This is a genomic window from Endozoicomonas sp. 8E (assembly GCF_032883915.1).
GTDB lineage: Bacteria > Pseudomonadota > Gammaproteobacteria > Pseudomonadales > Endozoicomonadaceae > Endozoicomonas_A.
Window position 1 is genome coordinate 1747133 of sequence record NZ_CP120717.1, and the last position, 12485, is coordinate 1759617.

The window sequence follows — 12485 nt, forward strand, 5'->3', positions numbered from 1 at the left end:
CGTCTTGGTGCGTGTTTGTGAAGGCTTTTTTATTCGGTTTTTATGGTATAGGCTCAGTGATTCTCGAAGTTGTACGTCATCAAAATGAGGGATGAAAGCGGTACTTTAGTTCAAAAGTTTCCGGTATTCCTGCATCAGAACAAGGTGAGCGTGCTTTTAGCCATGAACAAAGTGCCAGAGTGAAAGCAATTTCACGGTAAAAACCCGGGAAGTTAAATCTATGACAGACAGCAAGGCGAATTTGCGTCGCAACGTGAACCTGCTGGGAACACTGTTGGGTCAGACTATAAAAGAACATCATGGCGAGGCTTTTTTTAATCGTATTGAAAGCATTCGTCAGCTTGCCAAGGCTGCAAGAGCAGGCAGTGAGGATGATCGGGAAGTTTTACTGGATCAACTGAAAAACCTTTCCGATGACGATCTGGTGCCCGTTACACGGGCGTTCAGTCATTTTCTTAATCTGGCTAACCTGGCCGAACAGTATGACAGTATTGCTGTCAGCCATGGCGAAACGTTCTGTGTCCCGGATCACTTTGATGAATTGATGGCGAGGCTGAGAAATCAGGGGTTCAGCCAGGAGCAAATCGCAGACAGTGTTGCCAGTCTTGATATGGAGCTGGTACTGACCGCTCACCCCACCGAAGTTTCCCGCAGAACCCTGATCCAGAAACATGAATCAATTTTTGAGTGTCTCAACAGGCTGGAAAGCAGCCGCCTGAGCTTCAGGGAGCGAGCCCGTCTTGAAGACAGGCTCCGTCAATTGATAGCTCAGGCCTGGCACACTTATGAGTTCAGGATGAAGCGGCCATCGCCTGTTGATGAAGCCAAGGGTGGATTTGCCACCATCGAGCATTCTCTGTGGAATGCGGTGCCTGATTTTGTTCGTGCTATGGATGAACGGCTCAGGGAACATACAGACATTGGTCTGCCACTGGATGCCGTTCCGGTGCGCTTTTCTTCCTGGATGGGAGGCGACCGGGATGGAAATCCATTTGTCACCGCTGAGGTGACCCGGGAAGTGCTTTTATTGAGCCGCTGGATGGCTGCGGATTTGTACCTCAGGGATCTGAAACCCCTGATTGGAGAGCTCTCCATGACGGAATGCAGTGAAGAGATGAAGCAGAAACTGGGCGATTGTCGAGAGCCCTATCGGGTAGTTCTCAGGCAGCTCAGAGAGCGTCTCAGAGAGGCCAGAACCTGGTGCGAATATTCACTGGTCGACAAACCCCGTTCTTCAGAAGTGCTTCTTGAGCATAAAGATCTTATTGAGCCTCTGGAGCTTTGCTACCACTCTCTGCATGAAGTGGGTCTGAGCGTTATCGCCGATGGTCCGCTATTGGACATGATCCGTCGTGCTCACAGCTTTGGTCTCACCCTCATACGTCTGGACATTCGTCAGGAAGCGAGCCGACATACCCAGGCGATCAGTGAGTTAACCAGGGCCCTGGGGATTGGTGATTACCAGAGCTGGGATGAACAGGAGAAGCAGACCTTTTTACTGAAAGAGCTGCAGAATCCCAGGCCCATGATTCCGGTAGGATGGCAGCCTTCCGAGGATGTTGCTGAAGTTCTCGCCACCTGTCGTGCTATTGCCAGAGAAGGTCAGCAGGCATTGGGTGCTTATGTCATTTCCATGGCTTACAAACCCTCTGATGTGTTGTCTGTAGCGCTTTTGCTGAAAGAGTGTGGCGTTGACTACGCAATGCCCATTGCTCCTCTGTTTGAAACACTGGACGCGCTGGATGGTGCCAGTGAGTGTATTAGCTCTCTGCTGTCATTGCCTTGGTATCGTGGTTATTGTCATGGCGGTCAGATGGTGATGATCGGTTATTCCGACTCCGCCAAGGATGCTGGCTGGATGGCAGCAGCTTGGGCCCAGTATCGGGCCATGGAAGAGGTGACGGAGGTCTGTCGTGAAAATAATGTCGAGCTGACGCTGTTCCATGGTCGTGGTGGTACCATCGGTCGTGGTGGTGGTCCAGCCCATGCGGCGATTCTCTCCCAGCCGCCGGGCTCGGTGAACAATAATCTGCGAGTCACTGAACAGGGAGAAATGATTCGTTTCAAGTTTGGTTTCCCTGATGTGGCCATTAACAGTCTGATGCTCTATGCCAGCGCCACGCTGGAAGCGACCCTGCTGCCGCCCCCTGTGCCAGAACAAAGCTGGCGGGATATGATGGATCAGCTGGCCAGGGATTCCCTGCAAATATACCGGGGTATGGTCCGGGATGAGCCTGATTTTGTTCCCTACTTCCGTGCGGTGACGCCAGAACAGGAACTGGCCAAGCTACCCCTGGGTTCAAGACCTGCAAAACGCAAGCCCAATGGGGGCGTGGAAAGTCTGCGGGCGATTCCATGGATATTCGCCTGGACTCAGATTCGTCTCATGCTGCCCACCTGGCTTGGGTGCGGTGCCGCCTTAAGAAATGCCCTGGAAAACGGTCAGAAAGAAACTCTGGAAGAGATGATCAGTCAATGGCCCTTCTTTAAGGCGCGGCTGGAAATGCTGGAGATGGTCTTTATGAAGACCGATTCCAATCTGGCTGAATACTACGAAGAGCGGTTGGTACCGACCGAGCTACAGCATCTGGGAGAAAGCCTGCGAGAGCAGCTGAAAACTGCAGTTCAGGCACTGCTGGAGCTTAAAGGCGGGGAAGAGTTGATGTCTAACCATCCCCAGAACAAGCAGGCTATTGCTTTGCGTAATCCTTATACCGATCCTCTGAATGTGCTTCAGGCAGAGTTACTCTACCGCGTTCGACATTCAGAAGAAGGGAAGGTTTGTGAAAATCTGGAACAGGCTTTGATGATTACCGTTGTTGGTATTGCTGCAGGTATGCGTAATACCGGTTAATTGGCTTATTGTCAGAGTTAATGAGTTCCTTTGGTTGTCTCCTGTAACTCGTTCCCATGTTCCAGCGAAGGGAGGAGTTGCGGGAAAGTCTCCACCCGGTCGGTCTTCAATGTGGCTGGCGTATAATGATATCCGGGGTGAAATTTTAAGGTTTTATTACCATGGTGCATGATATAGGATCACGGAGCACGTCAAGATAAGGTGATCGGAACAAGCATGGCTGTCGCTGCAATTATCACAGGAACGGGGCTATACACCCCGACCAGCTCTATCAGCAATGATGAACTGGTCACGAGCTATAATACCTGGGCTCAGAAAGAGAATGACAAACACCAGCAGGCAATCGCTGCCGGTGAAAAAGACCCCCTGCCATTGAGTAACAGTGCCTTTATAGAAAAAGCTTCGGGCATTAAAAGTCGTTATGTCATGGATCGTGAAGGTATTCTTGATCCTGATCGTATGGTACCTCAACTACCCGAGCGTGATGACGAAGAAATCTCCGTTCAGTGTGAAATGGCACTGCATGCTGCCAGAGATGCGCTTTCCCAGGCACGAGTGAGGCCAGAAGAGGTAGATCTGGTCATTGTGGCCTGCTCCAACCTGCAAAGGGCTTATCCTGCCATTGCCGTTGAAGTGCAATATTACCTGGGAGCATCTGGCTACGCCTACGATATGAATGTGGCCTGTTCTTCTGCAACTTTTGGTATCAAAGCGGCAACAGATGCCATTCTGTCCGGGAATGCGCAAAGGGTTCTGGTGATCAGTCCCGAGATCACTTCTGGTCATTTGAATTTCCGTGATCGAGACAGTCACTTTATTTTCGGAGATGCTTCTACGGCCGTTGTTGTTGAAGCGGAAAGTGTTGCCAGAAATGAGAAGGGCTTTGAAATTCTGGGTACCAGAGCCTGGACTCAGTTTTCCAACAATATCCGTAATAATTTCGGATTCCTGAATCGTGCTGATGAGTCCGGTATCGGACAACCCGATAAGCTGTTTGTGCAGAACGGTCGCAAGGTTTTCAAGGAGGTCTGTCCTAAAGTGGCAGAGATCATTTCAAGTCACCTGGATGAGTTGAGACTGACGTCAGAGGAACTCTCGCGCCTTTGGCTACACCAGGCGAACCTGAGCATGAATCAGCTGATTTCACGGAGAGTACTAGGCCGTGAAGCGACTCGGAAAGAAGCGCCGGTTATTTTGGATGAGTACGCCAACACCAGTTCTGCAGGATCAATCATTGCCTTCCATAAGTATTCGGCAGATCTGGAAGCTGGTAGTTGTGGTGTTATCTGTTCTTTCGGAGCGGGTTACTCCATTGGCAGTATTGTCGTCAGAAAACGCTGAGAGTCTTTCGGTGAATAGGCGGTTGGTCGACTTCACTGTGAAATAGTGCGATGTGCGGGCAAATTTACCTATTTGTCATTACCCATTACAATAGCCCGCAATTTTTCCCGAATGCTTGCAAGTAACCGGAAATCGAAAGACAGGGTTCGGATTGTTTTCTGGTGCTGGGGCGGAGATCAGGATGACTGAGAAGGTAAGAGATCAGGACAAGACGCACTTTGGTTACAAAGATGTCAATCCTGATGATAAAGAGAAACTGGTGGCGGGTGTTTTTCACTCAGTGGCTGATAGCTATGACGTGATGAATGACCTCATGTCGATGGGCGTACACCGGCTCTGGAAGCGTTTTACCATAGAGCTTTCTGCGGTTCGCAAAGGTCATCAGGTTCTGGATATTGCCGGTGGCACCGGCGACCTCACAAAACAGTTTTCCCGCCTGGTAGGCGATACGGGTCGGGTCGTGCTGGCTGACATCAATGAGTCAATGCTCAGGGTTGGGCGTGATCGTCTGATTGATCAGGGCATTGTCGGGAATGTTGAGTACGTTCAGGCCAACGCCGAGTGCCTGCCATTCCCGGAAAACACGTTCGACTGCATAACCATTGCCTTTGGCCTGAGAAATGTGACCGATAAGGCCGAAGCACTGCGCTCTATGTGCCGGGTTCTGAAGCCTGGTGGCCGTCTGCTGGTTCTGGAGTTCTCAAAGACTAACAATCCTTTGTTGACCAAAGTCTATGACGCTTATTCCTTCTCCCTGTTGCCGGCGATGGGTAAGCTGGTGGCGGGTGACTCAGAGAGTTATCGCTACCTGGCCGAAAGTATTCGCAAGCATCCGGATCAGGAAACCCTGAAAGCCATGATGAAAGAAGCCGGTTTTGTGAATACCACCTACCATAACATGACCGGCGGCATTGTTGCCCTGCATAAAGGCATCAAACCCTGATTATCATGAAGACGGCATTTCTGGCGTTTCTGGAGAACCGGATCAATCAGCTGTTGAAGCTCGATCCCGTCACAGCCGGGGCTTTAAAATCTCTGGACGGCTGCGTTATTCATTTCATTGGTCTTCAGCCTGATTTTAACTGCTATGTTTTTCTGGACGCCTCAGGAGTTCGCTGTGCTGGCTGGCATGAGGGCTCTGTTGATGTCACTCTGCAGGGGCCATTAAGCAGTTTTATAGCGCTTGCCGCTGATCGAGACTCTTCCTGGGATGCCATCAGAGGGTTAAATGTCTCGGGTGATCAGAAAGTTCTGGAAGCGCTGCAATCCACTCATCGAGGAATGCAGCTTGACTGGGAAAGCCTGATCTGTGAGCAATTGGGTCCAGTAGCAGGGCATTCACTGGCTGAAGGGCTGCGCTTCATAACCTCGACGCTGACAGGCTTTGGAGAAACGCTCCCTGGCCAAGGGAGCGCTTATCTTCAGTACGAATTGGAGCTGGTGCCCTCAGAGCCTGAAATCAGTGCTTTCAGTCGTGAGGTTACCGCTCTGAGTGAAGCTGTAGAAAACTTGAGCAGACGTTTGAACAAAACTTGATGGGAAAGCTGACAAGTCAGCCTTGAGCGCAGAACAGCCCCTTTGTGAGTTGAGCAAACAAGCGAGTTGAGCAAACAAGAGTATCGCGGGAGAAAAGGGTGCTGCAGTTAACCCGTTTAATAAAAATTGTTGGGGCTATTGCCCGCTACAGGCTGGACGATCTGATCGAGATCGACCGCCTGCCTTTTCCCGCCAGAGTGTTGATGCGACTCCTTCCCTGGCGATACTTTATCAAGAACAGCGCCCCCAGAGCCGTCCGACTGAGAAAAGGGCTGGAATCCCTCGGGCCTATCTTTATCAAGTTCGGCCAGATTCTGTCTACCCGTCGCGACCTGTTGCCCGAAGATATCAGTGATGAATTGGCCCGACTGCAGGATCAGGTGGCGCCTTTTCCTGCGACAGAGGCCGTTGCCATCATTGAACGAAGTTTGCAGGCCCCGGTTTCAGAACGGTTTGACCGCTTTGATCTCGAACCTATGGCTTCTGCCTCCATAGCCCAGGTGCACACTGCTCGACTGCACAGTGGAGAAGAAGTGGTGGTCAAAGTGATACGGCCCGGTATAGAGAAGGTGATCCGCAAGGATATTCGGCTAATGTACGGCTTTAGTCGTTTGTTGATTATGCTTGCAAGAGAAGCCAGAAGGCTCAGGCCAATAGAAGTGGTCAGGGATTACGAGAAAACCATTCTTGACGAGCTGGACCTGCTGCGGGAAGCTGCCAACGCCTCTATTTTACGCAGGAACTTTATCGACTCACAGTTGCTGTTTGTTCCCCGGGTCTATTGGGATTACTGCAAGTCTTCAGTAATGGTGATGGAGCGAATTTATGGTGTGCCTGTTGCTGAAACAGAAACCCTGAAGGCAAGGGGTACCGATATGAAAAAGCTGGCGGAAAGAGGTGTTGAGATCTTCTTCACCCAGGTTTTTCGCGACCGGTTTTTCCATGCCGACATGCATCCGGGGAATATTTTTGTCGATATCTCTAACCCTTCTGAGCCCAAATATATAGGCATTGACTGTGGTATCGTCGGTACTCTGGAACCAGAAGATCAGTATTATCTGGCCTGTAATCTGCTGGCCTTTTTCAAACGGGATTATCGCAAGGTCGCCCAACTGCATGTGGATTCAGGCTGGGTTCCTTCCCATACCGTAGTAGGTGAGCTTGAAGCCGCTATTCGTACGGTCTGTGAGCCTATATTTGAACGGCCATTGAAAGATATATCGTTCGGGCATCTGTTGGTCAGACTGTTTCAGGTTGCACGAAGGTTTGAAATGGAAGTTCAGCCTCAGCTGGTTCTTTTGGAAAAAACGTTACTGAATGTCGAGGGGCTGGGCCGACAGCTATACCCTGACCTGGATTTGTGGAATACAGCACAGCCTTATCTTGAGAAATGGATGAAGGATCAGGTCAGCCCCTGCGGAATCGGCCGCTCAGTGCATGATAATATTCCCGACTGGCTGCTGAGTGCGCCTAATATGGCCAGAAATGCTCTGCACAGCGTTAAACAGTTTTCAGAGCATCAGCAAAAGCTGATGGCCATGGATAATCGGGCAAACCGGCAAACCGGCAAAAGCAAGTGGTTGGGTGGGGTATTGGTTGCACTAGCCGCTGCTGTTCTGGTGTTCCCTGAATGGTCTGCACAGCTTCCCTGGCAGGGAGTGTTGATGGGAGGAGCCGGGATCTGGCTCCTGATTCGATAAGAATGGAGATAATTAGCATGAGTTGGTTGGATGACGTTCGCTGGAACAGTGATGGTTTGGTGGCCGCTACAGCCCAGGATCATCAAACCGGCAGGGTGCTGATGCAGGCCTGGATGAACCGGGAAGCCTTGGCCCTGACCGCTGAAGAACAGCAAGCAATATACTGGTCACGTTCCCGAGGCAAGCTCTGGCGTAAAGGTGAGTCATCCGGTCATGTGCAGAAACTGCATGAGTTGCGGCTGGACTGTGATGGCGACTCTGTTCTGCTGGTGGTAGAACAACTCGGTGGCATAGCGTGTCACACAGGGCGGGAATCCTGCTTCTATCGTAGGTTGACCGAGGACGGTCAATGGTTAACTACGGATGAAGTCCTGAAAAGTCCTGATACCATCTACGGTGATGACAAAAGCGGAAGCAGCGATAATGGATAACATCCTGGAGAAGTTGGAAGCTGTGCTGGAAGAACGCCGTCAGGCCAGTCCGGACAGCTCCTATGTGGCCAGTCTGCATGGCGCGGGTATGGACAAGATCCTGAAAAAAGTCGGTGAAGAGTCGGCAGAAACCCTGATTGCAGCCAAAGCAGCAGAATTTGGTGGCAGTCTAGATGATGTGGTTTACGAAACGGCGGACCTCTGGTTTCACTCTCTGATCATGCTGTCCCACCTTGGGCTGAGCCACAAAGAAGTTCTTAAAGAGCTGGAGCGACGCTTTGGTCTGTCTGGCATAGAAGAAAAGGCCTCTCGGCAACCCTCCTGAGTGAGGAAAAACCGGATATCCGGTACAATCGTATTGATCATACAGCTGCACTTGCAAGAGGACAGTTGTTAATGTTTCCAGGGGATGTCGGCATAGTGGCTGGCATTTCCCGGCCAGTCTGAAAGGAAGGTGCATTATGGGGTTTGGTGGAATCAGTATCTGGCAGTTGCTCATTATCCTGCTGATTGTGGTGATGTTGTTTGGCACTAAGAAATTGAAAGGCCTGGGAAGTGACTTGGGTGGTGCCGTGAAGGGATTCAAAAAAGCGATCTCTTCTGACGAAGAACAGAAGCCCGGGCAGCCTGAGAAAAGTCATCAGGAAAAAGAGCCTCAAGATACTCAACGTAAATCCTGAGTCAGGTTGTAGGGCAGTTTTTCTTCTTCCCTGTATCAGGGCAGGATAAAATGCTTATACGTTCAACACGTTTTGAGATACCTTTGGAGATAAAGTGTTCGATATCGGTTTCACAGAGCTTCTTCTTATTGCTGTGATCGCTCTGGTCGTTCTCGGGCCTGAGAGGCTGCCGGGTGCGATTCGAACCACGGCCTACTGGATCGGTAAAATCAAACGCAGTTTTCAGTCTGCCAGGGAAGAGCTGGAAAAAGAACTGGATGTCGATGGCATCAAAAGACAGATTCATAACGAACAGGTTATGAAAGAGTTGGAAAAGACCCGCTCTCAGGTGACCGAGTCGATCAAGGAGCCATTGGAGGCATTAAACAAGCCCATTGATCCTGACACAGATCGCGGTGAAAGAGACTCTGGTGGCAGTAAAAGCAGAGCTCAAAACGAAACTGAAGAGAAAAAAGACAAGAGCGCATGAGCGAAGGTGGAGCCGACAAAGAGCAGCCTCTGGTTCAGCATCTTGTTGAGCTCAGGAGTCGTTTGCTTCGCAGTTTTGCAGCTGTGCTGCTAGTATTTTTCGGGCTCTTCTATTTTTCCAACGATATTTATCGATTTGTTTCCGAGCCCCTGACGGTGCATTTACCCGAGGGTAGCACCATGATTGCCACCGAGGTAGCTTCGCCCTTTCTGGCCCCCTTCAAGCTAACTCTGTTTGTGGCTTTTTTTCTGGCGGTTCCCTATATTTTGCATCAGTTATGGGGGTTTATTGCGCCGGGTCTCTACAAGAATGAGAAACGGTTGGCTATCCCCATACTGGTAGCCAGTGTTCTGCTTTTTTATCTGGGGATGGCCTTTGCCTATTATGTGGTCTTCCCGATTATCTTCTCTTTCTTTACTACCGTCGGACCCGAATCGGTAACGGTGATGACCGATATCAATCGATACCTTGAATTTATACTGAAATTGTTTTTTGCCTTCGGCATGGCTTTTGAAATTCCTGTAGCGACATTAATGCTCGTGTGGAGTGGTATTTCAACGGTAGAAAGTCTTTCGAAAAAACGCCCTTATGTCGTCTTAGGCTGCTTTGTTATAGGTATGTTGCTGACTCCCCCTGACGTTGTTTCCCAATCCCTTCTGGCTATTCCGATGTGGTTGTTGTTTGAAACCGGTCTGTTTTTCTCCAGACTTCTCATCCGCAGAACGTCAGATTAAAGTCGGGATTTCTCTCGCTGTCGGGCTATTGTGTGATTCCTGCCACTGAAATGACTCGCCCTGCTTTGGCTAAGTTGAAAAATAGGGACAACATCATATCAGGACGCACATGGCTAACGTTCACAAAACTCCGCAGGACGACAGTATTCTTTATCACCTCAGGATGGCTGCCGTCAGTATCAGCAAGGCTACTTTTCTGGCTCTTGGCAAGGCCCAGGCTTTCTGTCGGAGTGTTGTTGCTGTTCTGACTCCTACCCGTCTGAAAAAAAACCTGAATCCTTTTAAACTGCTTGCGCCACCTGTGAAACAGCGCTCAATAACACCTATGGGACCTCAAGGGGTATCAGCATTACTAAAAAACTATTCATTTCCTGAGATAGATGCATTTAAGGACGAATTCAAACTCCGGGTCAGAGATGTTATGGATGATATCGTTGCTATTGAAGGCGATAAAGAACCGGAGCTATACAACAAAGTAAAGAACAGCCTTCTTAACAGAATTGATGTTTGTAGCTCTCTGAATGAGATGCTGGTGTTATTGAATGATGTGGTACCAAAGCCCTATCTGAAGAGGCTGTGCATGAGCTTCCTACAGATTGGGCGGAAAACCGGGGCCGATTTGGGACTCTCAGAACAGGGCCGGTTATGGCTGGAATCCATGATTCAAAATGCATCCTTTGAAGGGTTAAAGGAAAATCTGTTTCAGCTATTGAAATCCGAACTGGGTCAATCTACTGAATGGCTGGCTGAAGGTTTTAAAGAATATACAGCGAAAGAGCGCAGTCTTTTGAATTCGATTCAGACGGTCGAAGATATCCCAGCAATGGTTTTATGTCTCGATAAGCACTTTGAGCATTGTGAACAATATGGTTACCTTCTGAAACTGAAAACACTGGTGGAGCAGGCTGGATTTAAGCAGAGAACGCTTAAGGTGCGTGTCCCGCTATTGGCTGCTGGTTATGAACTGGGTTTATTTAAAGAGAAGTTTTTCCCTCTTCTGGAATTGATTCATAAGAATCAAAGTGAACAAAAAGACAGTCGATCCGGCCTGATAAAAAATCAAATCAGTACCTTGGCCCTGAGCGTGATGAATGCCAGCGATATCAATGAAGTCTTTGAGTTGATCAAACAGGAGGCACCTTCAAAATACACGAAAGACCTGCTGACAGCCTTCAAGGAAATCTGTGAGGAAACTGGCGATGGGGAGCGGTTGGATCTATCCATAAAACAGTTTCTGGATCGTGAAAACTGCGTTGAAGACACCTCTTTAGACTTAAACTGGAGTCACGTGGCTCAAGACTTTGAGATGCTAGTCAGTCTGAAGGCAGAGCTGATGGCTGATATTGACCATGTCATCAGGGCAATATCAGAAGAATGTTATGTGAAGGCGGCTCAGGAAGAGTTAGGTGAAGAGGATGAGTCTGCCCCGTCAGAAAAAAAATACGAATTCGTCTCTTATACCGAGGTCAATCCGGAAGATCTGCCCGATATTAAAACGCTGAAAGCACTGAAGACAAAGGTCGAACGCTGTGATTCTTATGAAGACATGGTTAAAGAGTTGATCAACCATGCGCCTGAAAAATACGCCACATCTCTGCTGCGTGGGCTGAAAGAAATCTATGGAAAGCTGAATGAGTCTAATGAGGAATTCTCTGATTCAGAGGAAGTTTCACAAGTACCCGATTTTGTGTCAGGTGGCATACATGAGATATCTCCCCCGGTTGATGTTGACGAATTAAAAGACTTTGAGGTGTCTTTAGATGATGCCAAAATACTAAGCAAGGCTCGTGATTCTGAAAAAAAATATAATTTGAAAGAAGTATCTATTGGGGATCAGTTGAAAATAACAATGTTAAAGGCGCCCAATGATTCTCAAGAGGAAAAAGCATTAGATGATAAGCAAGATTTTTTGTGTGATTTTCTATTTCAACGCGGCGCAAAAAAAGTTTTTAAAATAAATATAAAAGGTAAAGATTTTGCCATTTCCGTGCCGACGAAAAGTTACGAAGTGAGGCACTGGCCTACTGCGTTAAAGGAAATACAGTCAACAGAACAACTCAGGCAGCTAGGTTTTAACACGCTCTCTTTTCATAAAACCGTTCTTGTCGAGATAGACGGTGTGACTATTCCCGCAACAGTTATGCCTTTATTTGACGATCTTGATGGCCAGATTGCTGATCACAGAAACGCATTTAAACTCGATTCGTTTATAGACGACATGGTTGTCAGAGATCAAAGTACTGGAAAAGCGTTGAAGGTTAAAGAAATTCCTGACGAAGAGGTATTTTTTGGTGTACTTAAGCATGCTATTCAAGTTGCAGGCACATTGGTTAAGAATAAAATATGGCTGGATTCTAGCGCAATTAACTATCAGATAATGGAATCTGGTGATGTTAAGTTGTTTTTGTTCGATTTTCCAAAAGATATAATCAGATCAAATTTCACATATAAGACTTTATGCAGAGCTTATGCGTCTCACATGATAAGTAATTTTGTTGGCTGTCTTGGCAAAAAGGATTGTATGAAATTTGAGACAGTCCATGAAAACCAAGGATTCGAGCAAAAATTAACTGACTTGATCGAACTGGCTGCCAATGGGGCCAGAACCCTTAGACTTCCCGGGGAATAAAGCAAAAGAACAAAGACACCTGATTATTTTCTCCAGTTGATGCTCATGCTCATCCTTTCCGGGAGTGCAAGTTGACTCCCTGTAACGGATCTTCGGTAAAATTAGCCTTTC

11 protein-coding genes are annotated in these 12485 nt (G+C 48.5%); all 11 read left to right on the forward strand.

What is annotated here, in order from left to right; all coding sequences use genetic code 11:
• Positions 1 to 220: 220 nt before the first annotated feature.
• The 11 genes from ppc (at position 221) to P6910_RS06395 (ending at position 12374) form a co-directional block, all read left to right on the forward strand.
• On the forward strand, positions 221 to 2854 hold the full coding sequence (gene ppc, locus P6910_RS06345; protein ID WP_317145433.1) for a phosphoenolpyruvate carboxylase: 2634 nt from the start codon (positions 221 to 223) through the stop codon (positions 2852 to 2854).
• A gap of 216 nt (positions 2855 to 3070) precedes the next feature.
• Complete coding sequence (locus tag P6910_RS06350; RefSeq protein WP_317145434.1) at positions 3071 to 4195, forward strand: beta-ketoacyl-ACP synthase III; 1125 nt, start codon at positions 3071 to 3073, stop codon at positions 4193 to 4195.
• A 181-nt stretch (positions 4196 to 4376) separates the two neighbouring features.
• Complete coding sequence (gene ubiE, locus P6910_RS06355) at positions 4377 to 5138, forward strand: bifunctional demethylmenaquinone methyltransferase/2-methoxy-6-polyprenyl-1,4-benzoquinol methylase UbiE (protein WP_317145435.1); 762 nt, start codon at positions 4377 to 4379, stop codon at positions 5136 to 5138.
• 5 nt (positions 5139 to 5143) lie between these two features.
• Positions 5144 to 5731, forward strand: a complete 588-nt coding sequence (locus P6910_RS06360; RefSeq protein ID WP_317145436.1) for an SCP2 domain-containing protein — start codon at positions 5144 to 5146, stop codon at positions 5729 to 5731.
• A 98-nt stretch (positions 5732 to 5829) separates the two neighbouring features.
• Positions 5830 to 7431: a ubiquinone biosynthesis regulatory protein kinase UbiB gene (ubiB, locus tag P6910_RS06365; RefSeq protein ID WP_317145437.1), complete on the forward strand. Its 1602-nt coding sequence runs from the start codon at positions 5830 to 5832 to the stop codon at positions 7429 to 7431.
• A 17-nt stretch (positions 7432 to 7448) separates the two neighbouring features.
• Positions 7449 to 7862: a phosphoribosyl-AMP cyclohydrolase gene (gene hisI / locus P6910_RS06370; RefSeq protein WP_317145438.1), complete on the forward strand. Its 414-nt coding sequence runs from the start codon at positions 7449 to 7451 to the stop codon at positions 7860 to 7862.
• On the forward strand, positions 7855 to 8187 hold the full coding sequence (locus P6910_RS06375) for a phosphoribosyl-ATP diphosphatase (RefSeq protein WP_317145439.1): 333 nt from the start codon (positions 7855 to 7857) through the stop codon (positions 8185 to 8187). Before hisI ends, P6910_RS06375 begins: the two co-directional genes overlap by 8 nt.
• 136 nt (positions 8188 to 8323) lie before the next feature.
• On the forward strand, positions 8324 to 8542 hold the full coding sequence (gene tatA, locus P6910_RS06380) for a Sec-independent protein translocase subunit TatA (protein ID WP_317145440.1): 219 nt from the start codon (positions 8324 to 8326) through the stop codon (positions 8540 to 8542).
• A gap of 94 nt (positions 8543 to 8636) precedes the next feature.
• Entirely contained in the window at positions 8637 to 9011 is a 375-nt protein-coding gene (tatB, locus tag P6910_RS06385) for a Sec-independent protein translocase protein TatB (RefSeq protein WP_317145441.1), read from the forward strand.
• A complete protein-coding gene (tatC, locus tag P6910_RS06390; RefSeq protein ID WP_317145442.1) occupies positions 9008 to 9745 on the forward strand; it encodes a twin-arginine translocase subunit TatC in 738 nt (245 codons plus the stop codon). The genes tatB and tatC overlap by 4 nt, the downstream gene beginning before the upstream one ends.
• A 421-nt stretch (positions 9746 to 10166) precedes the next feature.
• Positions 10167 to 12374 carry a hypothetical protein gene (locus tag P6910_RS06395; protein WP_317145443.1) on the forward strand — a complete coding sequence of 736 codons (2208 nt, stop codon included), beginning with the start codon at positions 10167 to 10169 and terminating at the stop codon, positions 12372 to 12374.
• The last annotated feature ends 111 nt before the right edge of the window (positions 12375 to 12485 follow it).